Source organism: Limnohabitans sp. TEGF005 (assembly GCF_055394835.1).
The window spans coordinates 1,342,745-1,368,586 of the sequence record NZ_AP029226.1 but is presented as its reverse complement, the minus strand read 5'-3'; the positions used below and the strand labels follow the sequence as shown (position 1 = coordinate 1,368,586).

At 59.3% G+C, this 25,842-nt stretch carries 19 protein-coding genes and 1 tRNA gene; 10 read left to right on the top strand and 10 right to left on the bottom strand.

Annotation, left to right across the window (positions count from 1 at the left end; genetic code table 11):
* Positions 1-21: 21 nt before the first annotated feature.
* Genes ACZ5RG_RS06530 through ACZ5RG_RS06520 form a run of 3 tightly spaced genes read left to right on the top strand, consistent with a single transcriptional unit; the run spans position 22 to position 2,281 of the window.
* Positions 22-1,218, top strand: coding sequence for an aminotransferase-like domain-containing protein (locus ACZ5RG_RS06530; RefSeq protein ID WP_464448082.1), 1,197 nt, complete (start codon positions 22-24; stop codon positions 1,216-1,218).
* 24 nt (positions 1,219-1,242) lie between these two features.
* Positions 1,243-2,055: an alpha/beta fold hydrolase gene (locus ACZ5RG_RS06525; protein WP_464448081.1), complete on the top strand. Its 813-nt coding sequence runs from the start codon at positions 1,243-1,245 to the stop codon at positions 2,053-2,055.
* Between the two features lie 10 nt (positions 2,056-2,065).
* The gene (locus ACZ5RG_RS06520) at positions 2,066-2,281 is read left to right on the top strand and encodes a DUF3820 family protein (protein ID WP_298597082.1); all 216 of its coding nucleotides are present in this window, start codon (positions 2,066-2,068) and stop codon (positions 2,279-2,281) included.
* Positions 2,282-2,314: 33 nt separating this feature from the next.
* On the opposite strand, the gene serB is transcribed toward ACZ5RG_RS06520, so the two are convergent.
* Positions 2,315-3,031: a phosphoserine phosphatase SerB gene (gene serB, locus ACZ5RG_RS06515; protein WP_464448080.1), complete on the bottom strand. Its 717-nt coding sequence runs from the start codon at positions 3,029-3,031 to the stop codon at positions 2,315-2,317.
* 30 nt (positions 3,032-3,061) lie between these two features.
* Positions 3,062-6,556 (bottom strand): transcription-repair coupling factor, encoded by a 3,495-nt coding sequence (mfd, locus tag ACZ5RG_RS06510; RefSeq protein ID WP_464448079.1) that lies wholly within the window; start codon positions 6,554-6,556, stop codon positions 3,062-3,064.
* A gap of 166 nt (positions 6,557-6,722) precedes the next feature.
* Here mfd and ispD point away from each other — a divergent pair, with 166 nt between their 5' ends.
* Complete coding sequence (ispD, locus tag ACZ5RG_RS06505; protein WP_464448078.1) at positions 6,723-7,445, top strand: 2-C-methyl-D-erythritol 4-phosphate cytidylyltransferase; 723 nt, start codon at positions 6,723-6,725, stop codon at positions 7,443-7,445.
* Positions 7,442-7,921 (top strand): 2-C-methyl-D-erythritol 2,4-cyclodiphosphate synthase, encoded by a 480-nt coding sequence (ispF, locus tag ACZ5RG_RS06500; RefSeq protein WP_298597848.1) that lies wholly within the window; start codon positions 7,442-7,444, stop codon positions 7,919-7,921. The genes ispD and ispF overlap by 4 nt, the downstream gene beginning before the upstream one ends.
* A 22-nt stretch (positions 7,922-7,943) precedes the next feature.
* On the opposite strand, the gene ACZ5RG_RS06495 is transcribed toward ispF, so the two are convergent.
* From ACZ5RG_RS06495 to ACZ5RG_RS06485, 3 genes are read right to left on the bottom strand one after another with little or no spacing between them, the layout of a single operon-like run.
* Positions 7,944-9,329 (bottom strand): ATP-binding protein, encoded by a 1,386-nt coding sequence (locus ACZ5RG_RS06495; RefSeq protein ID WP_312260609.1) that lies wholly within the window; start codon positions 9,327-9,329, stop codon positions 7,944-7,946.
* Positions 9,326-10,057: an osmolarity response regulator transcription factor OmpR gene (ompR, locus tag ACZ5RG_RS06490; protein ID WP_312260610.1), complete on the bottom strand. Its 732-nt coding sequence runs from the start codon at positions 10,055-10,057 to the stop codon at positions 9,326-9,328. The genes ACZ5RG_RS06495 and ompR overlap by 4 nt, the downstream gene beginning before the upstream one ends.
* A gap of 4 nt (positions 10,058-10,061) precedes the next feature.
* On the bottom strand, positions 10,062-10,832 hold the full coding sequence (locus ACZ5RG_RS06485) for a 3-hydroxybutyrate dehydrogenase (protein WP_298597841.1): 771 nt from the start codon (positions 10,830-10,832) through the stop codon (positions 10,062-10,064).
* 100 nt (positions 10,833-10,932) lie between these two features.
* Here ACZ5RG_RS06485 and ACZ5RG_RS06480 point away from each other — a divergent pair, with 100 nt between their 5' ends.
* The 3 genes from ACZ5RG_RS06480 to ACZ5RG_RS06470 all read left to right on the top strand — a co-directional run bounded on the left by ACZ5RG_RS06480 (position 10,933) and on the right by ACZ5RG_RS06470 (position 14,300).
* Positions 10,933-11,874, top strand: coding sequence for an alpha/beta fold hydrolase (locus tag ACZ5RG_RS06480; RefSeq protein WP_298597838.1), 942 nt, complete (start codon positions 10,933-10,935; stop codon positions 11,872-11,874).
* Positions 11,875-11,974: 100 nt separating this feature from the next.
* Positions 11,975-14,158: a RelA/SpoT family protein gene (locus tag ACZ5RG_RS06475; protein ID WP_464448077.1), complete on the top strand. Its 2,184-nt coding sequence runs from the start codon at positions 11,975-11,977 to the stop codon at positions 14,156-14,158.
* Between the two features lie 65 nt (positions 14,159-14,223).
* A tRNA-Val gene (locus ACZ5RG_RS06470) sits at positions 14,224-14,300 on the top strand.
* A 154-nt stretch (positions 14,301-14,454) separates the two neighbouring features.
* Here ACZ5RG_RS06470 and ACZ5RG_RS06465 read toward each other — a convergent pair.
* The 5 genes from ACZ5RG_RS06465 to ACZ5RG_RS06445 form a co-directional block, all read right to left on the bottom strand.
* Entirely contained in the window at positions 14,455-14,838 is a 384-nt protein-coding gene (locus ACZ5RG_RS06465; RefSeq protein ID WP_312260612.1) for a DUF2237 family protein, read from the bottom strand.
* 89 nt (positions 14,839-14,927) lie between these two features.
* Positions 14,928-16,967: a M3 family metallopeptidase gene (locus ACZ5RG_RS06460; RefSeq protein WP_464448076.1), complete on the bottom strand. Its 2,040-nt coding sequence runs from the start codon at positions 16,965-16,967 to the stop codon at positions 14,928-14,930.
* A gap of 217 nt (positions 16,968-17,184) precedes the next feature.
* A complete protein-coding gene (folD, locus tag ACZ5RG_RS06455; RefSeq protein WP_312260614.1) occupies positions 17,185-18,036 on the bottom strand; it encodes a bifunctional methylenetetrahydrofolate dehydrogenase/methenyltetrahydrofolate cyclohydrolase FolD in 852 nt (283 codons plus the stop codon).
* Positions 18,037-18,113: 77 nt separating this feature from the next.
* Positions 18,114-18,740 carry a response regulator transcription factor gene (locus tag ACZ5RG_RS06450; protein ID WP_019428964.1) on the bottom strand — a complete coding sequence of 209 codons (627 nt, stop codon included), beginning with the start codon at positions 18,738-18,740 and terminating at the stop codon, positions 18,114-18,116.
* Positions 18,737-21,268, bottom strand: a complete 2,532-nt coding sequence (locus tag ACZ5RG_RS06445; RefSeq protein WP_298600328.1) for a PAS domain-containing sensor histidine kinase — start codon at positions 21,266-21,268, stop codon at positions 18,737-18,739. The genes ACZ5RG_RS06450 and ACZ5RG_RS06445 overlap by 4 nt, the downstream gene beginning before the upstream one ends.
* A gap of 173 nt (positions 21,269-21,441) precedes the next feature.
* On the opposite strand from ACZ5RG_RS06445, the gene aceE reads away from it, so the two are divergent.
* Positions 21,442-24,162 carry a pyruvate dehydrogenase (acetyl-transferring), homodimeric type gene (gene aceE / locus ACZ5RG_RS06440; RefSeq protein WP_464448075.1) on the top strand — a complete coding sequence of 907 codons (2,721 nt, stop codon included), beginning with the start codon at positions 21,442-21,444 and terminating at the stop codon, positions 24,160-24,162.
* 15 nt (positions 24,163-24,177) lie between these two features.
* A complete protein-coding gene (gene aceF / locus ACZ5RG_RS06435; RefSeq protein WP_464448074.1) occupies positions 24,178-25,830 on the top strand; it encodes a dihydrolipoyllysine-residue acetyltransferase in 1,653 nt (550 codons plus the stop codon).
* Positions 25,831-25,842: the final 12 nt, after the last annotated feature.

Here is a 25,842-nt window from a genome sequence, read left to right as displayed (position 1 = left end):
GTCAACACGGGAAGATACACCATGCCTTTGCAATTTGCCGATCGCCTGAACAACGTCGAAACCTCCGCCATCCGCGAGCTGTTCAAGCTCTTGGGCAAGCCCGGCATCATCAGCTTTGCGGGTGGATTCCCTGACAGCGCGATGTTTGACGTGGACGGCATCCGTGAAGCCAGCAACGCGGCTTTGACGCAAGACCCCGGTGCGGCGTTGCAATATGGCGCAACCGAAGGCTACGGCCCGTTGCGCGAACAATTGGCCCACTTCATGGCCCAAAAGGGCGCTCAAGACGTGACCCCGGATCAGTTGATCGTGACCACCGGCAGCCAGCAGGCGCTCGATTTGATCGGCAAAACCATGATCAGCCCTGGCGACAAGGTGATCGTGGAAGGCCCGACATTCCTCGCCACCATCCAGTGCTTTCGCCTCTATGGTGCAGAGCTCATCAGCGCCCCTGTGGACGGCCACGGTGTCAAAACCGATGAGTTGGAAAAGTTGATCGCCGAGCACAAACCCAAGTTCGTTTACCTGATCCCCACTTTCGGCAACCCCAGCGGAGCCTTGCTGAGTGCTGAACGACGCCAGCAGGTTTTGCAAATGGCCGTGAAGCACCAAACCCTCATCGTCGAAGACGACCCCTATGGCGATTTGTATTTTGGCGAAGTGCCTCCGCCCAGCTTACTGGCCCTGAGTGCGTCTGTGCCCGGCAGCCGTGAGCTGCTGGTGCATTGCGGGTCTCTGTCTAAAGTGTTGTCACCCGGTTTGCGTGTCGGCTGGATGATCGCACCGCCTGAATTGCTGGCCCGCGCCACCATGTGCAAGCAGTTCAGCGACGCGCACACCAGCACCTTTGCCCAAGCCACTGCAGCGCAATATTTGCTGGCTGGCCGCATGCCCGCCACGCTCGACAAAGTGCGCGCCGTTTATGCCAAACGTGCTCAAACCATGGGTGATGCTTTGCGCAAAGATCTGGGCGATGCCATCGAGTTTGTGCAACCGCAAGGTGGCTTGTTTGTCTGGGCCCGCCTGACGGGCGCAGGCGGCAAGATGGCCGATGGCAATGTGTTTGCCAAACGTGCCATCGACAACGGCGTGGCCTTTGTGCCCGGCACACCGTTTTTCTGCGCCAACCCCGACAACGCCACCTTCCGCCTGAGCTTTGCCACTGTGGGCGAAGACAAGATTTTGGAAGGCGTCTCGCGTCTGGCCAAGGCGCTTTGATTTGACGCCCACCTGTTTTAAGCGATGACCACAGAACTGTCCCTGGATGTTGATGGCACTGAAGTCTTGCTGCAGGGGCAGGGGGATCAGGTCATCCTTATGCTGCATGGCTGGCCCGATACCCGTGCCTTGTGGGATGACACAGTGCTGGCCCTCAGGACTGACCATGTTTGTGCGCGGTTGACCTTGCCGGGCTTTACGCGTGGTCCGGTGTCTGCCATCTCACTCGACGAGATGAACCAATTTTTGCGCCGCGTGATCAACCGCATCAGCCCGGGGAAACCTGTGACGCTGATGCTGCACGATTGGGGATGCGTGTTTGGTTATGAATTTGCCATTCGTCACCCCGAGCGCGTGGCCCGTGTGGTGGCGGTGGACGTGGGCGACCACAATTCGTCACGTTTGCAGCGCAGCTTGGCACTGCGTGAAAAGTTCGCGGTTTTCGCCTACCAGTACTGGCTCGCTGTGGCCTGGAAAATTGGCCGTTCTTTCAGCCCGGGCATGGGCAATCGCATGACCCGTGCCATGGCCCGATGGTTGCGTTGCCCAACAGACCCGGCCAGCATCACCTACCGCATGAACTATCCCTATGCCATGAAGTGGTTCGGCGCAGCCGGTGGTTTCAGGCGTGCCGCCCCGGTGCAGTTGCCCATGCCCATGCTGTATGTGTATGGCGCACGCAAACCCTTCATGTTCCATTCACCAGAATGGCTGGACAAATTAGCTGCCCGCCCGGACTGCGCTGTGCAGGGCCTAGCTTGTGGGCACTGGGTCATGGTGTCAGAGCCCGAGGCGTTTCAGGCCCGTGTGCGCCAATGGCTAGGCGGCCAAGGATGAGGTGTTCAGCATGAAACCCGAAGACTTGGAGAAGCTGGTCACCCTGCCCATGCCCTTTGGCAAACACAAGGGCGTGCTGATCGCCGACTTGCCCGGCAACTACCTCAACTGGTTTGCGCGAGAGGGTTTCCCCAAAGGCGAAGTGGGGCAATTGCTGCGCTTGATGCAAGAGATCGACCACAACGGCCTCAGCGACCTGCTCAAGCCACTGCGCCAGCGCAAGTAGATCGGGGCTTTAGCCCCGACCTGTGGCCATCATTCAGGGCAGCACCACTTCCAGCAGGCGGTCGAGCCCGCCATCTTGAATGGCCACCATGGCCTGCTCACGCACCTTGGGTTTGGCGTGGTAGGCCACCGACAGACCTGCCGCGCCCATCATGGGCAAATCGTTGGCCCCGTCGCCCATGGCGATGCACTCGTGCGCCTCGATGCCCAGCAAACTGGCCACCTCCAGCAATGTCCGGCGTTTTTCGGCGCCATCGCAAATGTCGCCCCAGCTTTGCATGACCAGGCCACCCGTGAGTTCGCCACCCACGATCTCCAGTTGGTTGGAGCGGGCGAAGTCGATGTTCAGGCGGTCTTTGACCCGGTCTGCAAAGAAGGTGAAGCCACCCGACACCAGCAGCACCTTCATGCCCGCCTTTTGGCAAGCGGCGATCAAATTGGCTGCGCCGGGGTTGATCTGCAGGCGCTCGGTGTACACGCGCTCCATGTCGGCCAGCGTCACGCCCTTGAGCAAGGCCAGGCGGCGGCGCAGGCTTTCTTTAAAGTCGCTGATCTCGCCGCGCATGGCGGCCTCGGTGATGGCCGCCACCTCGGCCTTGCGGCCCACGGCATCGGCAATTTCGTCGATGCACTCGATGCTGATGAGCGTGGAGTCCATGTCAAACGCGATCAGCTTGAACTGGGACAAAGACAGCGGGGCGGTGAATCCCTGAATGGCAAGGCCGGGGGCGAATTCGGTGGCGGTGGTCATGGGCAGGATTATCGAAGATCTTGATGGGGCTCAGGCAGCTGCTGTTTCGGTCTTGGGTTGGCCCAATGAGCGCAGCACATCCCGCACCATCTGCGCCCGCGCCTTGGGGTCGGGCAGTTCGCGCTCAATCCGCAGTTTGTCGTTACCCGCCAGCTTGATGTGTTTGTTCTTTTGGATCAGGCCAATGATGGCCATGGGGTCCACGGGTGGGTTGGATTTGAAGGTGATCTGGATGACGCCCGGGGCGGCGTCGACCTTGATCACGCCGTAGGGCTGGGTCAACACGCGCAGGCGGTGCACGTCCACCAAGGTTTGGGCCTGCGCTGGCAATTTGCCAAAACGGTCCACGATTTCTTCCAGCAGGGCGTCGATCTGGTCGCTGGTTTTGGCAGTCGCCAGTTTTTTGTAGAAGCTCAGGCGCAAGTGCACATCGCCGCAATAGTCGTTGGGCAGAAGGGCGGGGGCGTGCAGATTGATGTCGGTGGTGACCGACAAGGGGCTGAGCAAATCGGGCTCTTTGCCTGCTTTGAGGCTGCGCACCGCTTCGGACAACATTTCGTTGTAAAGCTGAAAGCCCACTTCGAGCATGTTGCCGCTCTGGTTTTCGCCCAGCACTTCGCCCGCACCGCGAATTTCCAGATCGTGCATGGCCAGGTAAAAGCCGCTGCCCAGTTCTTCCATTTGCTGGATGGCGTCCAGTCGCTGTGCGGCCTGTTTGGTCAGGCCTTCGATCTCGGGCACCATCAAATAGGCATAGGCTTGGTGGTGTGATCGGCCCACGCGCCCGCGCAGTTGGTGCAACTGGGCCAGGCCAAATTTGTCGGCGCGGCTGATGACGATGGTGTTGGCCGTGGGCACGTCGATGCCGGTCTCGATGATGGTCGAGCACAGCAAGATGTTATAGCGCTGGGCCACAAAATCGCGCATCACGCGCTCCAGTTCGCGCTCGGGCATTTGGCCGTGGGCCACGGCAATGCGGGCTTCGGGCAAGATTTCTTCAAGTTTTTGCTTGCGGTTTTCGATGGTCTCGACTTCGTTGTGCAAAAAGTAGCACTGGCCGCCGCGCTTGAGTTCGCGCAGCACCGCCTCGCGGATCACGCCCGTGCCTTCGTTGCGCACAAAGGTTTTGATGGCCAAACGCCGTTGCGGCGCGGTGGCGATCACGCTCAGGTCGCGCAGACCTTCGAGGGCCATGCCCATGGTGCGGGGAATCGGGGTGGCCGTCAGCGTGAGCACATCGACCTCGGCCCGCAGGCCTTTCATGGCCTCTTTGTGGCGCACGCCAAAGCGGTGTTCCTCGTCGATGATGAGCAGGCCCAGGTCGTGGAATTTCGTAGATTCGCTCAGCAGTTTGTGCGTGCCGACCACGATGTCCACCGTGCCATCGGCGATGCCTTTGAGGGCGGCAGTGACTTCTTTGCCTGAACGAAAGCGCGAGACTTCGGCCACCTTGACGGGCCATTTGGCAAAGCGGTCTTTGAGGGTTTGGAAGTGCTGCTCGGCCAGCAGCGTGGTGGGGGCCAGCAGGGCGACTTGCTTGCCACCGGTCACGGCCACAAAGGCGGCGCGCAGCGCGACCTCGGTTTTGCCAAAGCCCACATCGCCACAGACCAGGCGGTCCATGGGGCGGGGGCTGATCATGTCCTGGATCACGCAGTGGATGGCGGCCTTTTGATCGGCGGTTTCTTCGAAGCCGAAATCATTGGCAAAGGTTTCGTAGTCCTGCGGGCTGTAACGGAAGGGGTGCCCCTCACGCGCGGCCCGACGGGCGTAGATGTTCAGCAGCTCGGCGGCCGCGTCGCGCACCTGTTCGGCGGCGCGGCGTTTGGCCTTTTCCCACTGGCCGCTGCCCAGTTTGTGCATCGGCGCTTCGTCGGCGCTCACGCCCGTGTAGCGGCCAATCAGCTGCAACTGGCTCACGGGCACATAGAGCGTGGCCTTGTCAGCGTATTCAAGGTGCAAAAACTCTTGCAGGGCGGGCGTGCCGTCTTCGTTTTTCTGCCCCATGTCCATGTTGACCAGGCCCCGGTAGCGGCCGATGCCGTGCGCGCTGTGTACCACCGGGTCGCCCACGTTCAGCTCGCTCAGGTCCTTGATCAGCGCTTCAACGTCGCTGACTTGCTCCTGCTTTTTTCGGCGGCGTGTGGTTGGGCCTGCAGCAAACAGTTCGGTTTCTGTGACCAGGTCGACGTCGTGCTCGAACCAATGAAAACCACTGACCAGCGCTGCGGTGGCCATGCCGATTTTTTCGGCGCTGTCCAAAAACTCCTGCAGGCTGTCAAAAACCGGAGGCGTGAGGCCGCTGGAGCGCACGAAGTCCAAAAGGCTCTCGCGGCGGCCATCGCTTTCGGCCAGGATCAGCACCCGGCTGGCACTGCTGCGGATGTGCGCTTGCAGTCGCGACAGCGGGTCTTCGGCACCACGCACCACGGTCAGCTCGGGCAGGTTTTGGGCCAGGGTGTTGTCGGGCACGTCGGCTGTACCTGAGCGCAGCGCCAGTTGCGCGTGGCCGTTGGTCAGCGTGTAAAACTGCTCGGCGCTCAAAAACAGCGCATCGGGCGGCAGCACCGGCCGCTCGGGGTCACCCTGCACCAGCCGGTAGCGGTCGCGGGTGTCTTGCCAAAAGCGCTGAAAGGCCGGTTCAAGATCGCCATGCAACACGACAGTGGCGGCATCCGCTTGACCCACGCCCAGGTAGTCAAACACCGTGGCAGTTTCTTCAAAGAACAGCGGCAGGTAGTACTCGATGCCCGCCGTGGCCACGCCGTTGCCCATGTCCTTGTAGATACGGCTTTTGGTCGGGTCCCCTTCGAGCAGTTCGCGCCAGCGGCTGCGAAAGCGCGCACGGGCGGCCTCGTCCATCGGGAACTCTCGCCCGGGCAGCAAGCGCACTTCGGGCACGGGGTAAAGGCTGCGCTGGCTGTCGGGGTCAAAGGTGCGGATGGAGTCGATCTCGTCGTCAAACAAATCCACCCGGTAAGGCACCAATGAGCCCATGGGAAAGAGGTCGATCAAGCCGCCACGCACCGCGTATTCGCCGGGGCTGACCACTTGGCTGACGTGCGAGTAACCTGCCAGCGTGAGCTGGGCCTTGAGCTGGGCTTCGTCCAGCTTTTGTTTGACTTTGAACTCGAAGGTATAGCCCGCCAAAAAGGACGGCGGAGCCAGCCGGTACAAGGCGGTGGTGGCGGGCACCAGCACCACGTCGGCGGATTCTGCATGGTCGCGTTGGCGAATGCGCCAGAGCGTGGCCAGGCGCTCGCTGATCAAGTCCTGGTGCGGCGAGAAGGTGTCATACGGCAGGGTTTCCCAGTCCGGAAACATCACGCAGCGCAGGTCAGGTGCAAAAAACACCAACTCGTCCATCAGGCGTTGGGCATCAGCGGCATCGCTGGTGACGATGGCGGTCAGCTTGCCGGCCTTCTTCTCGCGCTGGGCCAGCTGGGCCAGCAGCACAGCGTCCGCCGATCCGACGGGGCAGGGCAGGGTGAATCGTTTGCCGATGGTGAGGCTGGGGAGTTGCATGGCGGGGCGACCGGAAAAAAGCAAAACACCCCCCGCCGGGATGGAGGGGGGTGGAAATGATCAACAGACATTGTCATTGTAGAAGCGAGGCCAGAGAGCCCCCTTGCTGGCCGTGGGCATGGGTGCAGGCTTCGGCCGCCGAGGGGACCTCCTACAATTCAAGCCCATGTCCAAGACCTCTGCCTCCTGTTTCCATACTTTGGTGCCTTGTGCTGGCACGGGCAGCCGTGCGGGCACCGCCCAGCCCAAGCAATACCAGGATGTGGCCGGCCAGCCCATGGTCATGCACACGGTGCAGGCCCTGGCCCGGGTGCCGCAATTGACGAGTGGCTGGGTGATTTTGTCGCCGGTCGATGATTTCAGTTGGCCCGAGCAGGCTTGGCCCAGCCATTTTCGGCGTGTGTCTTGTGGTGGTGCAAGCCGAGCCCAAAGCGTGTTCAATGGCTTGCATGCCATGCGCCAAGCCGGTGTGCCCGACAGTGACTGGGTTTTGGTGCACGATGCAGCGCGGTGCCTGATCACGCCCGAGGCGGTGTCGCAACTGATCGAGGCCTGCCGGGATGACGCCGTGGGCGGTTTGTTGGCATTGCCATTGCCTGACACTTTGAAATCACATGCACTCGACGAGCAGGGCGCACGGGTGGCCAGCACGGTGCCTCGTGCCGACAAATGGTTGGCACAAACGCCACAGATGTTCCGTTTGGGCGCTTTGCACGAGGCTTTGGCCAGCGTGTCGGCCAGCGGTTTTGAAGGCATTACCGACGAGTCCAGCGCGATGGAGCGCCTCGGATTGTCTCCGCGCTTGGTGCCAGGTTCGGCCCAAAATTTGAAAGTCACTTACCCGGCAGACTTTGCGTTTGCCGAGGCAGTCCTGAAAGGCAAAGCATGAATATCCGCATTGGCGAAGGCTGGGACGTGCATGCCCTGGTGCCCGGTCGCAAGTTGATTTTGGGCGGCGTGGAGATTGCCCACACGGTGGGTTTAATGGGCCATTCAGATGCCGATGTGCTGTTGCACGCCATCACCGACGCGGTGTTGGGTGCAGCGGGCTTGGGCGACATTGGGCGGCATTTTCCGGACACGGACGCGCAATTCAAAGGGGCTGATTCGTCAGTGCTGCTGGCAGAAGCCATGCGCAGAGTCCGGGCCCAAGGCTGGGAACTGGTGAATGTGGACAGCACCATCGTGGCCCAGGCACCCAAGCTGGCCCCGCACATGTCCGCCATCAACTCAGGGGTGGCCAAGGCGCTGGGCGTGCAAACCGATCAGGTGAATGTGAAGGCCAAAACGGCCGAAAAATTGGGGCCGGTGGGCATGGGCCAAAGCATGGAGGCGCGTGCGGTCGTGCTGCTCAAGAAGGTTTAAGCGGCCGAATGCCTGAGGTGCCTTACGCCTCGTTTTGTGCCTGCCGGAACTTCATCAGCGCCATCAAACCACCTGAGCTGTTGTTGAACACTGAAAACGTGCCGCCCATGCGCTGCACCGAGCGCTCCACAATCGCCAGACCCAAGCCGGAGCCTGTGGCCGATGTTCTGGCGGCATCGCCGCGAAAAAACGGTTGCGTCAGGTTTTTCAGGGCTTCTTCGGACACGCCGGGCCCTTGGTCGCGCACGCGCAGCAAGACCCAACCTTCGTGCAGCCGGGCCACGATCTCGACCCGTGTCACGCCGTCGCTGGGGCTTTGGCCATAGCGGCGGGCATTTTCCAGCAGGTTGGACAGCACACGCACCAGCTCCACCTGCTCGGCTTTGACTTGCAGGTCTTCGGCCACATCCACATTGATTTCAAAGCGCGGGTTGTTGCGCCAAGGCGCAATGCTGCGGCTGATCACGCCAGACAACAGCACAGGCCCCAAGTCGGTGGGCTCGGGCCGTGCGTAGTCGAGAAATTTGTCGATGATGTCGTCAAGCTGGGCAATGTCAGCCGCCATCAAATCACGGGTTTCAAGGTCGGCAACGCTCAACTCGGTCTCTAGCCGCAAGCGGGCCAGTGGCGTGCGCAGATCGTGCGAAATGCCAGCCAACATCAAGGCCCGCTCTTGCTCGATCTTGGCCAAGCGCTCGGCCATCCGGTTGAAGCCGATGTTGACCTCGCGAATCTCGCTGGTGGCCGCATCTTCGTCCAGTGTGGAGGTGTTGAAATGCCCTTCGCGAACTTGGCTGGCGGCAAACGACAGGCGCTTGAGCGGGCGGTTGATCAGCCCGGCCATCATGGCGGCCCCGGCCAATGACAGCGCCAAAGTGACACCCAACCAAGTCAACCAAGCTGAGCCCCCCAAGGGTTGCAGACGCTCAGGGTCCATTTGCAGCCAATAACTGTCCCGCTCGATCTTGAAACCCACCCACAGCCCATATGTGTCGTTCACGCTAGAAGCGATCAGGGTGCCAGGCCCCAGGCGTTTGACCATCTCTTCGACCAGTCGGTTTTCCATGCCCGATGCCCCAAAGGGGATGATGCGGTCGCCGGGTTCGCGGGTCTGAATGCTGAAGGATTCTTCATCTGCCAGCATTTTGAGCAAGGACACCCGAGCGATCGCGTCGGTGTGAATCAGCGCAGTTTTGGTCAAATTGACCACAGTGGCTATTTGGTGCGCGTTGCGCAAAATGCGGGGCTCGTACTCTTGGGTGCGGAACATCTGCAGCCAAGCCAGGCTGCTGCACAAGATCAACAAACCGAGCAAAAAGAAGGTGCGCCAAAACAGGCTCAGCTTGAGCCTGCGTGCCGGCTTCTCGACCTCTTCGCTGTCGTTTGTGGCGTTTTCAGGCGCGTTCACGGCTGCCCATCAGGGATAAACACATAGCCCACACCCCAGACGGTTTGAATGATTTTGGGGGTAGCCGGGTCGACCTCGATCATTTTTCTCAAGCGCGAAATTTGCACGTCCAGGCTGCGGTCAAACGGCTCGAATTCACGGCCTCGGGCCAATTGCGCCAATTTGTCACGTGTCAGGGGTTGTTTGGGGTGTCTGGCCAAGGCCTTGAGCATGGCAAATTCGCCAGTGGTCAATGGCATGTCCTGCCCGTTTTTGGAGAATGCACGCGTTCCCAAATCGAGTGTAAACGCGCCGAATACGATGACTTCATGGTCACCAGAGGAGGGCGCGCCTGGTACTTCGCTTTGGGGTCTGCGCCGCAGGACCGCATGAATTCGGGCTAACAGTTCACGCGGGTTGAAGGGTTTGCCCAAGTAATCGTCCGCACCGATTTCCAGGCCCGTGATGCGGTCCACATCTTCGACTTTGGCGGTCAGCATGATGACGGGCGTTTTGACACCCGCAGCCCGCAGGCGACGGCAAATACTCAAGCCATCTTCACCTGGCAGCATCAGATCGAGCACCATGAGGTTGATGGTTTCGCGTTGCAAGATACGGTCTAGCGCACGGCCGTCTTCGGCCAGCAACACGTCAAAACCTTCTTGCGACAGGAAGCGGCGCAACAAGTCGCGAATGCGAGCGTCATCGTCAACGATGACAATTTTGTCCAAGCGTGGGGATGTGCTCATGGGTTTATTGAGCGGTCCAGCCGCCGTCCATGTTCCAGGCCACGCCGCGCACGTTGTTGCCTGCGGGTGAACAGAAGAACACAGCCAAGTCGCCAAGCTCTTCGGGGGTGGTGAACTCCATGGAGGGCTCTTTCTCTTGCAACAAAACTTTCTTGGCTTCTTCGTTGGACAAGCCCATGGCTGCGGCCTTGGCGTCCACCTGTTTTTGCACCAGCGGCGTCAACACCCAGCCGGGGCAAATGGCGTTGCAGGTCACGCCCGTGGTGGCGTTTTCAAGAGCGGTGACTTTGGTCAGGCCGACCACGCCGTGCTTGGCGGCAACATAAGCCGACTTTTCTGCCGAACCCACCAAGCCGTGAATGGATGCCACGTTGATGATGCGGCCCCAGTTAGATGCTTTCATGGCGGGCAGTGCCAGACGTGTGGCATGAAATGCACTGGTCAGGTTGATCGCAATGATCGCGTCCCAGCGCTCAACCGGAAAGTCTTCAATCCTGGCCACATGCTGGATGCCCGCGTTGTTGACCAAAATGTCGACGCGCCCAAAGGTGTCAGCGGCAAACTTCATCATGGCTTCGATCTCGCTGGCTTTGCTCATGTCGGCACCGTGATAGGCGACTTTGACACCCAGTGCCGCAATCTCGGCTTTGGGACCCTCGTAATCGCCAAAGCCATTCAAAACGATGTTGGCACCTTGACGCGCCAAGGACTTGGCGATGCCCAGTCCGATACCGCTGGTTGAACCAGTGACCAAAGCTGTTTTACCTTGCAACATGATTTCCACTCCAGAGATGAATTAGGATGTTCAAAAGTCCATTATGGCGCTGCAAAAGCTCAGTTTTAGCTGACGAGCGCCCAGATTGTTTCCGAATGTCATGAACACCCAAACTGGTCAACCTTTGCTTGAATTTGTGTCTTGCCCCCACCCCGAGGGCCAGCACCGCATGGCGTATTGGCGTTGGGGCGATGTCAATGCCCGCCGTCTGGTGGTGTGTGCCCACGGTTTAACGCGCCAAGGCCGTGACTTTGACCGGCTCGCGCAGGCACTGGTGTCTCAAAGCCCGCAAGCGCTGCAAATCATTTGTCCTGACGTGGTGGGGCGCGGCCGCAGCGATTGGCTGAGCGATCCTGCCGGTTACCAGATTCCACAATACGCCGCAGACATGCTGGCCATGTTGGGCCAAGTCAACGCCCAAATGATGGCCCAAACGGGAGATGACAAGCCGATTCAAACGCTGGACTGGGTCGGAACCAGCATGGGTGGCTTGATCGGCATGGTGTTGGCGGGTCAGCCCGGCTTGCCTTTGCCAGCGCCCATTCGCCGCTTGGTACTCAACGATGTGGGTCCGGCGATCACCTGGAGCTCCGTCCAGCGCATGCAGGGCTATGTCGGGCACTTTGGTCAATTTGCAGACCTTGATGAGGCCGCTGCAGCCATGTGGGCACTGTCTCAAGGCTTCGGCCCGGTGGCAGCCGATGTCTGGCTCGACATGTCAGCGCACATGACCCGACCCGGCACAGATGGCAAATTGACCTTGCATTACGACCCCGCCATTGGTGTTCCTGTTCGTGCCATGACGCCCGAAATCGCAGCCGCTGGTGAAGTGGCATTGTGGGCTTTGTACGATCAGATACAGGCGCAAACACTGCTTATTCGGGGTCAAGACTCGGACTTGCTGACGCCAGAAACCGCGACCGTCATGACCCAGCGCGGCCCCCATGCCCAACTGGACACTTGGCCTGGTTTTGGCCATGCACCCACCTTGACGGGTGATGACCAGATCGCGGTGGTGGCTAATTTCTTGCTGGGCGTTTGACACCATGGTCAGCCCTTCATCCAGTCATTCTGCAAGCCCGATATCGGCATCGGGCCGATTGCATGCGCCTCACTCAACCATTACGCATTTGCCGCCTGTGATGCTGGCCACCGCAGACGCGGCTGAGCAAGCTGAAACCCTGGCCAAAGCCCGCGCCTTTGCCGATCCTTTGATCGCCGGTGAAACGCTGGACACCGGAGAAAACATCCTGGTCCATGCCGATGCCGTGGCCGCGATTCTGGCTGACATTGGTGGTTCGGTTGCCATGCAAGCAGCCAGTTATCTGGTCTATGCCTGCCCGCACCTGAACAAGCCCGAAGAGGTCATCGCCAAAGCCTTTGGTCCCAATCTGGCGCAATTGGCCATGCAAACCAACCAACTGGTGCATGTGCAGCGTCTGTCCAGGGCGGCAGAGTCGAAAACCCAGGGTGCCGATAACACGCCGCTCAGCCCGCAGTTGCAAACCGAAAACGTGCGCAAGATGCTGCTGGCGTTCAGCCGCGATTTGCGCGTGGTCATGCTGCGCCTGGCTTCGCGGTTGCAAACCCTGCGCCATTTCGCGGCCACCAAATTGCCCGTGCCCCCTGCATTGGCCAGTGAGTCTTTGCAGGTGTTTGCCCCGCTGGCCAACCGCTTGGGCATCTGGCAGATCAAATGGGAAATGGAAGATTTGTCCTTCCGCTTTCTGGAGCCCGCCACCTACAAAGACATTGCCCGGCTGCTGGATGAAAAACGCGCCGAGCGTGAACGGTACATGGTCGAATTGCGTCAACGCTTGCAACAAGCCCTGGCGAGCCAAGGCATCAAAGCGTCCGTCGAGGGGCGACCCAAACACATCTACAGCATCGTGCGCAAAATGCGCGGCAAGTCGCTGGCGTTTGACCGCGTGTTTGACATCCGGGCGCTGCGCGTGGTGGTACCCAGCGTGGCTGACTGCTACCAGGTGCTCAGTTGGGTTCACGAGCACTTTGCCCCCATTGCAGAAGAGTTTGACGACTACATTGCCAAGCCCAAAGCCAACGGCTACCAGTCTTTGCACACCGTGGTGCGTGATGTTGATGGGGGTCCGATTGAAGTGCAAATTCGCACCCAAGCTATGCACGAACATGCAGAACATGGTGTCGCCGCGCATTGGGCTTACAAAGAAGCCGGTGCCAAAGGCTACGCCGGGGTCTCGGCCAACAGTGAATACGACACCAAAATTGCCGTGCTGCGTCAGCTGCTGGCCTGGGAACGCGACCTGTCGGGCGCAGCGCAGCAGGGCAATGCACAAGGCAACGGCTTGTTTGACGACCGCATTTACGTGCTGACGCCTGAAGCTGCGGTGGTCGAGCTGCCACAAGGCGCTACCCCCATCGACTTCGCTTACACGGTGCATACCAATCTGGGCCACCGATGCCGTGGTGCCAAGGTGGACGGCGTCATGGTGCCGCTGAGCACCCAATTGGCCAATGGCCAGACCGTAGAGATCACGGCCATCAAAGAAGGTGGGCCATCTCGCGACTGGCTGAACCCCGAACTGGCGTATCTCGCCAGTCCGCGTGCACGGGCCAAGGTGCGGGCCTGGTTCAACGCTCAAATCAGCGAAGAAACCATTTCCCGTGGCCGCGAAGCCGTAGAAAAATTGCTGCAACGCTTGGGGCGCACCGCCATCCGCTTGGAAGATTTGGCCAGCCAGCTGGGTTTCAAGTCGGCGGATGGCTTGTTCGAAGTGGTGGGCAAAGACGAATACTCGCTGCGCAACATCGAGGTCTTGCTCAACCCGCCCGAGCCAGCGCTGCAACCAGACGAATATTTTCAAAAGAAGTTCAAAGGCGCAGTGGCCCGAAAATCGCCATCGGGCGTGCTGGTGGTTGGGGTCGATTCACTGCTCACGCAACTCTCGCGCTGCTGCAAACCCGCGCCGCCCGATGCCATCAGCGGCTTTGTGACACGCGGTAAGGGTGTGAGCATCCATCGCCAGGACTGCAGTAATTTTCGCGAACTGGCCTCGCGGTATGGCGAACGCGTAATCGATGTTCGATGGGGTGAGCACAAAGGCGCCAATGCCTCGGTTTATCCGGTCGATGTGGCGGTGGAGGCTTTTGACCGTCAGGGCCTGCTGCGCGATATTTCTGAAGTCTTTGCCAAAGAAAAAATGAATGTGATCGGCGTGCAAACCCAGTCTGTCAAAGGTACGGCCTGGATGACCTTCACGGTAGAAATCAGCGATGCGGTTACTTTGAACAAAGTTTTAGGCAGCGTGAGGGGTGTCAAAGGGGTGAGGGCGGCACGAAGACGCTAAAACACGTCAAATTGAAAAGCGCCCCCGAAAAGAGCGTTTTTTGCAGCTATAATTCGAAGCTCAACAGGCGCGTAGCTCAGTTGGTTAGAGCACCACCTTGACATGGTGGGGGTCGCTAGTTCGAATCTAGTCGCGCCTACCAAATTTGGTAGGAAAATCAAGCACTCGGCAGAAATGCCCGGTGCTTTTTTTTCGCCTGATCGTTAGGAAGTGACATTCCCCAATGCGTTTTTGCCAGCGTCTTGACTCTCGCTGCTGGCGCCCAAACCTTTGTCGGCCTGAGCAGCTTGCTGGGCTTAAGGTTTGTCGGAAGACTGGATCGCATGTGACTGCAGCTGCGCCAGTGTCACAAACAAAAGTGCCCGTTCATGTGTGCATTCCAGAACAACAGGGGGTGCAACGCCAGCTTCCAGGGCTTCTTTCCACCGCATGGCGCACAGGCACCAGCGATCGCCTGCTTCCAAGCCGACAAAGCGGTGTTCGGGTCGTGGGGTGACGAGATCGTTGCCCCGAGCCAGCGAAAAATCCAAAAATTCTTGCGTGACTTTTGCGCACACCACATGGCTGCCCTGGTCATGGTCATCCGTATTGCAGCAGCCATCCCGGTAATACCCGGTTAACGGATCATAGGAGCAGGGCACCAGCGCAGACCCCAGAACGTTCAGTGCATTTTGGCTCATGGTTTCTTTTGACTTTTAGCGCGTTGAAGGCCCGGCCTGAGCCCTAAAACGTCAGGGCGAGGCGCTGGGTTTAACGCTGGGGTTGAGGCTCAGGCAGCGACCATGCCCTGGTGCCGCAGCAAGGCGTCCAGGCTGGGCTCGCGGCCACGGAAAGCTTTGAACGATTCCAGTGCAGGTCGACTGCCACCAGCTTCCAGAATGGCTTTGCGGTATTGGCGGCCGGTTTCCACGCTGGGCGAGCCATCGGCGGCAGCGGTTTCTTCAAACGCAGCATAGGCGTCGGCGCTCAGCACCTCGGCCCATTTGTAGCTGTAATAGCCAGCGGCATAGCCACCCGCAAAAATATGACTGAAGGTATGCACCATGCGGTTGAAGGCGGGTGGACGGATCACAGCAACTTCGTCGCGCACCTGGTTCAACAGCGGCATAAAGTCTTGCGATGGATCGTGCTCGCCGTGTACCAGCATGTCGAACAGCGAAAACTCGATCTGGCGCAGGGTTTGCAGACCGCTCTGAAAATTCTTGGCAGCCAGCATCTTGTCAAACAAGGGGCGCGGCAGAGGCTCACCCGTTTGCACATGCGAGGTCATGTGGCGCAGCACAGACCATTCCCAGCAAAAGTTTTCCATGAACTGGCTGGGCAACTCGACCGCATCCCACTCGACGCCGCTGATGCCCGAGACATCGCGCTCGTTCACTTGCGTGAGCATGTGGTGCAGGCCGTGGCCAAACTCATGGAAGAGGGTGATCACGTCGTCGTGCGTCAGCAATGCGGGTTGGCCGTTCACGCCTTCGGCGAAGTTGCACACCAGATGCGCCACGGGGGTTTGCAGCACGCCCGTGTCGGGGCGCTGCCAGCGGCCACGCACGTCGTCCATCCAGGCACCGCCCCGTTTGCCTGCGCGGGCCGGTGGGTCGAGGTAGAACTGGCCCACCAATTGGCCATCGCGCTCGATGCGGTAAAACGCCACTGCCGGGTGCCAGACAGGGGCCTGGTCGGGGAGGATGTTCACCTCGAACAGGGTTTCGATGATCTTGAACAAGCCGGCCAGCACCTTGGGTGCCGTGAAGTATTGCTTGACCTCTTGCTCGCTGAAGCTGTAACGCGCCTCTTTGAGCTTTTCAGACAGGTAAGGAATGTCCCATGCATTGAGCGCGCTGCTGAGGCCGAGGGCATTGGCTGCAAATTCGCGCAGATCGGCCAGGTCTTTTTCGGCAAAGGGGCGGGCTTTGACCGCCAGATCGCGCAAAAAGCCGGTGACTTTTTCGGGCGACTCGGCCATTTTGGGCACAACCGACACTTGCGCGTAGTTGTCAAAACCCAGCAGGCGGGCCTCTTCCTTGCGCAAGGCCAGAATCTCTTGCATCAAGGCGGTGTTGTCAAAGTGCTTGGCGTCTTCGGACGCTTGGTCCGAGGCGCGGGTGACGTGGGCTTTGTAGAGTTGCTCACGCAGAGCGCTGCTGTCGGCAAACTGCATCACGGGCAGGTACACCGGCATCTTGAGCGACAAGCGATGGCCTTCTTTGCCTTCTTTTTGGGCAGCGTCGCGGGTGGCCTGCATCACATCGGCAGGTACGCCTTTGAGCTGGTCTTCGCTCACGTACAGGGCAAAGCTGTCGGTCGCGTCCAAAGTGTTTTCACTGAATTTTTGGGTGATTTCAGCCAAACGCTCCTGAATGGCGGCATAGCGCTCTTTGTCTGCGCCTTGCAGTTCAGCGCCGCCGAGCACAAATGCACGCAAAGCATTGGTTTGGGCCTGTTTTTGTTCAGCATTGAGGCTGGCAGGATCAATGGCTTTGTATTTGGCGTACAGGCGCTCGTCGCTTCCCAGTCGTGTCCAGAATTCGGTCACACGGGGCAGGGCTGCGTTGTAGGCGGCGCGCAGCTCTGGCGTGTCGGCCACGCTGTTGAGGTGGCTTACAGCACCCCAAGCCATGCCCAGACGCTCAGTTGCAACATCCAGCGTTTGCGCGATCGACTTCCACGCTGCCGGAAAGTCTTTGGCTGTCACGGTGTCCAAGGCTTTCTCGGCATCGGCCAGCAACACATCAAGGGCTGGGGTCACATGCTCAGGGGCAATTTGGTCAAACAGGGGCAGGCCAGTGGTGTCGAGCAAGGGGTTGGTCATGATGTTCTCCAGAGACTGGGCAAATGGGGACGAAGGATGTTGAAGACATGGATCCCGGGTCAAGCCCGGGATGACAAGATGGGCGGGGTCTCACACAGTGGATCTCCTCTTCCACCGTGGATCTGCTCTCACACAGTGGCGCTGCTTTTACACAGTGGATTTGCGCTTGCACAAGGGGTCTGGTGTGACGCAGCGCCGATCTTCGTTTCTTGTTGTATCAGTTAGGGGCGCGCTCGGCGGCTTCAAGGGTGTTGACCAACAACATCGTGATGGTCATCGGGCCCACGCCGCCGGGCACGGGCGTGATGTAGCTGGCAACGTCTTTGACGCCGTCAAAGTCAACGTCACCGCAAAGCTTGCCTTCGTCGTTGCGGTTCATGCCCACGTCCAGTACCACGGCGCCGGGTTTCACCATGTCGCCAGTCAGCACATTGCGTTTGCCCACCGCCGCCACGATCACGTCGGCTTGCAACGTCATGGCTTTGAGGTCGGCGGTGCCACTGTGGCAAATGGTCACCGTGGCGTTCTTTTGCAAGAGCATCAGCGCCATGGGCTTGCCCACAATGTTGCTGCGGCCAATGACCACAGCGTGCTTACCTTTCAGATCGTAGCCAATGCTTTCCAGCATTTTCATGCAGCCATACGGCGTGCAGGGCCAAAAGCCTGGCATGCCGGTCATCAAGGCCCCGGCGCTGGCGATGTGAAAACCGTCCACATCTTTGGCCGGGCTGATGGCCTCGATCACCTTTTGTGCATCGATGTGCGCGGGCAGTGGCAGCTGCACCAGGATGCCGTGGATGGATGGGTCGTTGTTGAGGGCTTCCACCCGGGCCAGCAGGTCGGCTTCGGTCATGTCGGCTTCGTATTTTTCGAGCACCGAGTGCAGGCCGCTGTCTTCGCAGGCCTTGACCTTGTTGCGCACATAGACCTGGCTGGCCGGGTTGTCACCCACCAACACCACGGCCAAGCCGGGGGTGACGCCTTTGGCCTTGAGGGCTAGGGCGCGGGCGGCCACTTCGGTGCGCAGTTGTTTGGACAGGGCGTTGCCGTCGATGATTTGGGCAGTCATGTTTGAAAAACTCGAAAGGTCGGTAAAAAATGCAAAACGCCCGACGGGTGCGGGCGTTTCAGGTGCAGTGCGATCGGTCAGGCCTTGGGTGCGTTTTGCCCCAGGGCAATCTTCAGAAGGTCGGCCACGGTGTTGGCGTTCAGCTTTTCCATGATGTTGGCGCGGTGCGCTTCGACTGTTTTGATGCTGATGCCCAGATCGTCGGCGATCTGTTTGTTCAGACGGCCTGCAACGATGCGCTCCAGCACTTGGGCTTCGCGGCCTGTGAGCTTGGACAGCAGGGCATCGCGGCTGGCGGCTTGCTGGTAGCCCGCAAAAGCGTCACGGGCTTCGTCGAGCATGCGCTCAACCAGGCCCAGCAGCTCTTCTTCTTTGAAGGGCTTCTGGATGAAGTCCATCGCGCCTTTTTTCATGGTGTTCACCGCCATGGGCACATCGCCGTGCCCGGTGATGAACACGATGGGCAAAGGTGAGCGGCGCTCGATCAGGCGGTCTTGCAACTCCAGTCCGGTCATGCCGCCCATGCGGATGTCAGCGATCAGACACGCCACTTCTCGGGGGTCGTAGCGGCTGATGAAAGATTCTGCACTGTCAAAACAACGCACCCGGTAGTCTTTGCCTTCCAGCAACCACTGCAGTGAATCGCGCACGGCCTCGTCGTCGTCAACGACGTAAACAGTGCCTTTTTTCGGAATCAAACTCATTCATTTACCCCAGTGGGTTGTTGTTTGGTCAAAGTGCTTTCGACCGGAATCCAGAAGGAGAACCGGCAACCGGTCACCTCGCCGGCATTGTAGAGGTTCTCGGCAGCGATCCTGCCCTGGTGGGATTCGATGATGCTGCGGCACAAATTGAGGCCAATGCCCATGCCTTCGACCTTGGTCGAGAAAAATGCCTCGTAGACCCGCTCGATGTCTTCCGGTGGCAGGCCTTGTCCCGTGTCTGTGACTGAAAACTCCACCACCGACTGGTTGTCAATCTGTTTGGGCACGATGCGCAATTCGACCTGCCGTTGACCGGTGGGCCGATTGGCGTTATCGATGGATTCGGCCGCGTTTTTCATCAGATTAATCAACACCTGTTCGATCAAAATAGGGTCAACCATCAGTTGAGGCAATCGAGCGGCCACATGGTGGGTCAGGCGCACGTGGCGTCTGCGCATTTCAATTTCAGCCAGCTCCAACGACTCACTGACCATGGCCGACACGTCCGACAAGCTCCGATTGGGCTCGCTGCGCTTCACAAAGCTGCGGATGCGCAAAATGATCTGTCCGGCACGCTGCGCCTGGCGGGCGGTTTTGTCCAGCGCCCACAACAGGTCTTCTTCTTTGACCTGCTGGGTCTTGATGCGCGAGATCATGCCGCTGCAATAGTTGCTGATGGCCGTGAGCGGCTGGTTCAGTTCGTGCGCCACGCTCGACGCCATTTCGCCCATGGTGATCAGGCGACTGGCCGTTTGGGCGCGTTCGGCTTGCTGGGCGGCCAGTTCTTCGGCTTGACGTCTGGGCGTGATGTCGCTGGCAATCACCATCTGGGCCAGTCGGCCATCTGCCCAATTGATGTAGCGAGATCGAACCTCCAGCCATTTGCCGAGTTCCGACACAAAGATTTCGGCATTTTCGGAACTGGCCACCGTCAGGCTTTCGGTGGGCAGACCGACCATGTCATCGACATCGTCAGAACGGGTGGTGGCTTCGGTGGTGCCGGCTTTTTGAACCAAGTGAAGGTGGCCCACGGTGTTTTGCCCAAACCAGAGCCGGTACAACTTGTTGGCAAAAAGCAGTTCTTCGCTGCCCAGAGGGGCCACCGAAACCGAGGCGTCCAAGGCCTCCAGCACGATCGTGAACCGCTCATGCGAATTGGCCAACTGCTCCCGAATCCTGTTGGGCTCGGTGATGTCGGTCATCGACGTCATCCAGCCTGTTTGCTTGCCTGTCGCATCAATCAACGGGGACACGTACATTCGGGCATCAAACAACTGGCTGTTTTTGCGCTTCACACGTACCTGAAATCCGCCCGCTGAATGCTGCCCACTGATCTCTTCTTCCAGCCGCTTCGTCAGCAGTTCCCTGTCCTGGTCAGGCCAATAGGGAAAGGGGGCCACGGCACCCACCAAATCGGACTCACTCCAACCGGTCATTTGGCAAAAAGCAGGGTTCACATAGGTGATCCGGCCACGCAGATCCAAGGCTCGCATGCCCGTCAACATGGAGTTTTCCATGGCACGGCGGAAATTCGTTTCGGCCACCAGGGCCTTTTGGGCTTGAATGCGCCGCCGAGTGTGTCGCCAGTTGCCAATCAGCATCCAGGCTGTCATGACGCTCAAGACACCGACCAACCAAAACAGGCCGCCGCCCACCAAGCCTTGCGAGGTGCGCCATGCTTGCGCACGCAAGATCAAGTCGTTGCCGACAGGCGAGACCGGCACCTCGTAATCGTTGTTGGGTTTGTCGCTGCCGGGCAGCAAGCTCCAAAGCGCAATGCGCCCGGGTATGGTTTGGCCAGCCAGCAAATGGCCTTTGCTGTCTTGCAGTGCCACCGCGTACTTGGCCAAGACCTCGGTAGGAATGCCATAACGCAGCAGGCCTTCCATGGTGTATTCAGCCAGAATCACACCGCTGAAACGACCTTGGTCATTGCTCAAAGGCGAGTGCAGTTGCAGCACGGCCGTTTGCGCGTCTTTGTCTGCGTCGACATCGATTTGGCCGTAAATGGGTTGCATCAAATCCCGAGCCAAGCTGAAGTGGCTTTCTGTTTCACCCACTTTGAGCACGCTACCCGCACGCAAGTACTGGCTTGGCGAAACGCTGGACACCGTTTGGTTGGCGACGATGCGCCTGCGGTCGTCGATCCAGCTCAAGGACATCATTTCGGGGTATTGCTGAACCAGTGCTTCGGCCCGAGACAAAAACTGATCAGGCCGAATTTCTTTGTTGGACACATCGCGGGCCAGTCGCATGACCTGCTCTTGCCGTTCCAGCAAGCGCAAACGCAAGCGTTGCTGGGCGTACTCGACATCTCGTTTGATGGCTTCTTGTTCGCGCTCAATCTCTTCCACCCGCAAATACCAGAAGGCGCTGGCGATGGCAGCCAAAAACAGCACCACGGCGGCGACGGGGGCCAGATTGGCAAACCGATCTTGTTTGTTGGGTGACTGGCGATGCCACCAAGTGCGCCACCACGCCCATGGCCCGACTTTCTTCACGACGGATGCTGCTTTGTTCAATTCCATAGCGGCGAGTTTAGGTGACAACCCTTGCGTAATTCCCCTGAGGGGCTTCTGCAAATCGTGTCAAATAAGGATTAAATTTCACAATACAAAAACAACACGCACGATTTGAAATTCGAGAAAAAATATGTGAAAATTCGGGCATCATTTCTAAACAACAGCAATAGGAGACAAGCATGACAGCGGCAACACCTCAACAGCCGGCGCGGGATCTGGACAGCCAAGAGACCCGTGAATGGATGGACGCACTGTCCGCCGTGATTGAAAAAGAGGGCGGCGAACGCGCGCACTTCTTGATTGAGCAACTGCTCGAACATGCCCGCGAAAACAGCATCGACATGCCGTTTTCAGCCACCACAGGCTATGTCAACACGATCGAACCTAACCAAGAAGCCCGTTGCCCCGGCAACATCGAGATCGAAGAGCGCCTGCGTGCCTACATGCGCTGGAACGCCATGGCCATGGTCGTCAAGGCCAACCGCCACAACCCCGAAGACGGCGGCGACTTGGGTGGCCACATCGGCTCCTTCGCGTCACTGGCCCACATGTTCGGTGCCGGTTTCAACCATTTCTGGCACGCCGAGAGCGAAAACCACGGCGGTGACTGTCTCTACATCCAAGGCCACGTGTCGCCCGGCGTCTATGCCCGCGCCTACCTTGAAGGCCGCTTGACCGAAGAGCAGTTGCTCAACTTCCGCCAAGAAGTCGATGGCAAAGGCCTGTCGAGCTACCCGCACCCCAAACTCATGCCCGAGTTCTGGCAGTTCCCCACCGTGTCGATGGGCCTTGGCCCCTTGATGGCCATCTATCAAGCGCGCTTTTTGAAGTATTTGCACGCCCGTGGCATCGCCAACACCGAAAACCGCAAAGTCTGGGTGTTTTGCGGTGATGGCGAGATGGACGAAGTCGAATCTTTGGGCGCGATCGGCCTGGCCGCACGCGAGAAACTGGACAACCTGATTTTTGTCGTCAACTGCAACTTGCAACGCCTGGACGGCCCCGTGCGCGGCAACGGCAAGATCGTGCAAGAACTCGAAGGCGAGTTCCGCGGCTCTGGCTGGAACGTCATCAAGCTCTTGTGGGGCAGCGAATGGGACAGCTTGCTGGCCCGTGACAAAGACGGCGCTTTGCGCAAGCTGATGATGGACACGCTGGACGGCGACTACCAGGCTTTCAAGGCCAACGACGGCGCTTATGTGCGCAAGCATTTCTTTGGCCGCGACCCGCGCACGCTGGAGATGGTGGCTCACTTGTCTGACGACGACATCTGGAACCTCAAGCGCGGTGGCCACGACCCCCAAAAGGTCTATGCCGCTTACCACGAGGCCGTGAACACCAAAGACCAACCCACCGTGTTGCTGATCAAGACCGTCAAGGGCTTTGGCATGGGCAAAGCGGGCGAGGGCAAAAACACCGTCCACCAGACCAAAAAGCTGACCGACGAAGACATCAAGTACATGCGCGATCGCTTCAACTTGCCGATCCCAGACAGCGAGTTGTCCAAGATCCCGTTTTACAAACCGGCAGACGACACCCCCGAAATGCGTTACCTGCACGAGCGCCGCAAAGCGCTGGGTGGCTACCTGCCCAAGCGCCGCGTCAAGGCCGAAGAAAGCTTCACCGTGCCGTCTTTGGAAACCTTTAAAGCCGTGATGGAGCCCACCGCCGAAGGCCGTGAAATCTCGACCACCCAAGCCTATGTGCGCTTTTTGACCCAGTTGCTGCGCGACCAGGCCTTGGGCCCTCGCGTGGTGCCGATTTTGGTGGACGAAGCACGCACTTTTGGCATGGAAGGCCTGTTCCGCCAGATCGGTATTTACAACCCGGCGGGCCAGCAGTACACACCGGTCGACAAAGACCAGGTCATGTACTACAAGGAAGACAAAGCGGGTCAAATTCTGCAAGAAGGCATCAACGAAGCGGGCGGCATGTCCAGCTGGATCGCGGCGGCCACCAGTTACAGCACCAGCAACCGCATCATGGTGCCGTTTTACGTGTACTACTCGATGTTCGGCTTCCAGCGCATTGGCGACCTGGCCTGGGCGGCGGGCGACATGCAGGCGCGTGGCTTCTTGCTCGGCGGCACCTCGGGCCGCACCACGCTCAACGGCGAAGGCTTGCAGCACGAAGACGGTCACAGCCACATCATGGCCAACACCATCCCCAACTGCGTGTCTTATGACCCGACCTTCGCGCACGAAGTCGGTGTCATCTTGCACCACGGTTTGAAGCGCATGGTCGAGAAACAAGACAACGTCTTCTATTACCTGACCTTGCTGAACGAAAACTACGCCATGCCTGGCCTCACGCCCGGCACCGAAGAACAAATCATCAAGGGCATGTACATGTGCAAGCCCGGTGCCGTGCTACCGAAGGGCACCTCCGATGCCGGCGACAAGCGCGTGCAACTGCTGGGCTCGGGCACCATCCTGCGCGAATCCATTGCGGCGCAAACCCTGCTGGCCACCGACTGGGGCATTCAGGCCGATGTGTGGAGCTGCCCCAGCTTCAACGAACTGACCCGCGACGGTCAAGACGCCGAGCGTTTCAACCTGTTGCACCCGCTGGAAACGCCACGCGTGTCATTTGTGGGCCAACAACTGGCCAAGCACAATGGCCCCGTGGTCGCATCGACCGACTACATGAAGGCCTATGCCGAGCAGATCCGTCCATTCATCCCGAAAGGCCGCACCTACAAAGTGCTGGGCACCGACGGTTTTGGCCGCTCCGACTTCCGCAGCAAATTGCGCGAGCACTTCGAGATCAACCGCCACTACATCGTGGTCGCCGCCCTCAAGGCGCTGAGCGAAGACGGCGCAGTGCCTGTCACGCAAGTGGCCGAGGCGATCAAGAAGTACGGCATCAACACCGACAAGATCAACCCGCTGTACGCATAAATCCGGGAGACACACATGGCATTGGTAGAAGTACAAGTCCCGGACATCGGGGATTTCGATGAAGTGACCGTCATTGAATTGATGGTCAAAGTGGGCGACACCGTGAAAGCCGAGCAATCGCTGATCACGGTCGAATCCGACAAAGCCTCGATGGAAATCCCATCGAGCACAGCGGGCGTTGTCAAAGAAATGCGCGTCGCTTTAGGCGACAAAGTCAAACAAGGCTCGATCGTGTTGGTGGTGGAGGCCGCTGGTGCGGCTGCTGCCCCTGCCGTAGTGGCCGCAGCACCAGCTGCTGCGCCAGCCCCTGTGGCGGCTGCAGTCGCAACTGTTTCCGCGCCTGCGGCCTCGGGCCCCGTGCAAGTGCATGTGCCTGACATTGGCGACTTCAAAGACGTGATCGTGATCGAAGTCATGGTCAAGCCTGGCGACGCCATCAAGGTGGAGCAATCGCTCATCACGGTTGAGTCTGACAAAGCCTCGATGGAAATTCCTTCCTCACACGCTGGCGTGCTCAAAGAGTTGAAGGTCAAAGTGGGCGACAAGGTCAACATCGGTGACCTGTTGGCTGTGCTGGAAGGCACCGCATCGGCAGCCGCGCCTGTGCTGGCTGCTGCTGCTGTGGCCGCACCTGTGGCAGCGGTGTCGGCACCGGCTGCTGTGCCAACACCTGTGGCGTCTGCTGCCGCTGCGGTGGCCGCACCCGCCCACGCCCCAGGCGCTTCGACATTGGGCTTGCCTCACGCCTCGCCTTCGGTTCGCAAATTTGCCCGTGAACTGGGTGTGCCGCTGGAAGAAGTCAAAGGCAATGGCCTCAAAGGCCGCATCACTGTGGACGACGTGCAAGCCTTTACCAAGGCCATCATGTCGGGCGCAACGCAAACCAAAGCGCAAGCGGCCAAAGCCCCTGCGGCTTCGGGCGGTGGTGGCTCCGAGTTGGGTCTGATCCCCTGGCCCAAAGTGGACTTCGCCAAGTTTGGCCCCATCGAGCGCAAAGAGATGGGCCGCATCAAAAAGATCAGCGGTGCCAATTTGCTGCGCAACGCCATCATGATTCCGGCCGTCACCAACCACGACGATGCCGACATCACCGATCTGGAAGCCTTCCGCGTCTCCACCAACAAAGAGAATGAAAAATCGGGCGTCAAAGTCACCATGCTGGCGTTCTTGATCAAGGCTTGCGTGGCCGCGCTCAAGAAATACCCCGAGTTCAACAGCTCGCTCGACGGCGATGCGCTGGTCTACAAAAACTACTGGCACATCGGCTTTGCCGCTGACACGCCCAATGGTTTGATGGTGCCCGTGATCCGTGATTGCGACAAAAAAGGTGTGCTGCAAATCAGCCAGGAAATGGGCGAGTTGGCCAAGAAAGCCCGTGACGGCAAACTCGGCCCCGCCGAAATGACCGGCGCCACCTTCACCATCTCCAGCCTCGGCGGCATTGGTGGCAAGTACTTCACGCCCATCATCAACGCGCCCGAAGTGGCCATCCTCGGTGTGTGCAAGAGCACCATGGAGCCGGTGTGGGACGGCAAGCAGTTTGTGCCGCGCCTGATGCTGCCTTTGTCTTTGACATGGGATCACCGCGTCATCGACGGCGCTGCGGCGGCACGCTTCAATGCGTTCCTCGGTCAAATCCTCAGCGACTTCCGTCGCGTATTACTCTAAACCTTGGGGGCG

Excerpts from the sequence above, each read along its gene's own strand:
- mfd (WP_464448079.1), bottom strand. The coding sequence starts at position 6,556 with ATGCAACTCCCCAGCCTCACCATCGGCAAACGATTCACCCTGCCCTGC.
- ACZ5RG_RS06530 (WP_464448082.1), top strand. The coding sequence starts at position 22 with ATGCCTTTGCAATTTGCCGATCGCCTGAACAACGTCGAAACCTCCGCC.
- aceE (WP_464448075.1), top strand. The coding sequence starts at position 21,442 with ATGACAGCGGCAACACCTCAACAGCCGGCGCGGGATCTGGACAGCCAA.
- ACZ5RG_RS06485 (WP_298597841.1), bottom strand. The coding sequence starts at position 10,832 with ATGTTGCAAGGTAAAACAGCTTTGGTCACTGGTTCAACCAGCGGTATC.
- ACZ5RG_RS06525 (WP_464448081.1), top strand. The coding sequence starts at position 1,243 with ATGACCACAGAACTGTCCCTGGATGTTGATGGCACTGAAGTCTTGCTG.
- ACZ5RG_RS06480 (WP_298597838.1), top strand. The coding sequence starts at position 10,933 with ATGAACACCCAAACTGGTCAACCTTTGCTTGAATTTGTGTCTTGCCCC.
- ACZ5RG_RS06460 (WP_464448076.1), bottom strand. The coding sequence starts at position 16,967 with ATGACCAACCCCTTGCTCGACACCACTGGCCTGCCCCTGTTTGACCAA.
- ACZ5RG_RS06465 (WP_312260612.1), bottom strand. The coding sequence starts at position 14,838 with ATGAGCCAAAATGCACTGAACGTTCTGGGGTCTGCGCTGGTGCCCTGC.
- ACZ5RG_RS06445 (WP_298600328.1), bottom strand. The coding sequence starts at position 21,268 with ATGGAATTGAACAAAGCAGCATCCGTCGTGAAGAAAGTCGGGCCATGG.
- aceF (WP_464448074.1), top strand. The coding sequence starts at position 24,178 with ATGGCATTGGTAGAAGTACAAGTCCCGGACATCGGGGATTTCGATGAA.
- ACZ5RG_RS06520 (WP_298597082.1), top strand. The coding sequence starts at position 2,066 with ATGAAACCCGAAGACTTGGAGAAGCTGGTCACCCTGCCCATGCCCTTT.
- ispF (WP_298597848.1), top strand. The coding sequence starts at position 7,442 with ATGAATATCCGCATTGGCGAAGGCTGGGACGTGCATGCCCTGGTGCCC.
- ACZ5RG_RS06475 (WP_464448077.1), top strand. The coding sequence starts at position 11,975 with ATGCTGGCCACCGCAGACGCGGCTGAGCAAGCTGAAACCCTGGCCAAA.
- ACZ5RG_RS06450 (WP_019428964.1), bottom strand. The coding sequence starts at position 18,740 with ATGAGTTTGATTCCGAAAAAAGGCACTGTTTACGTCGTTGACGACGAC.
- folD (WP_312260614.1), bottom strand. The coding sequence starts at position 18,036 with ATGACTGCCCAAATCATCGACGGCAACGCCCTGTCCAAACAACTGCGC.
- serB (WP_464448080.1), bottom strand. The coding sequence starts at position 3,031 with ATGACCACCGCCACCGAATTCGCCCCCGGCCTTGCCATTCAGGGATTC.
- ompR (WP_312260610.1), bottom strand. The coding sequence starts at position 10,057 with ATGAGCACATCCCCACGCTTGGACAAAATTGTCATCGTTGACGATGAC.
- ispD (WP_464448078.1), top strand. The coding sequence starts at position 6,723 with ATGTCCAAGACCTCTGCCTCCTGTTTCCATACTTTGGTGCCTTGTGCT.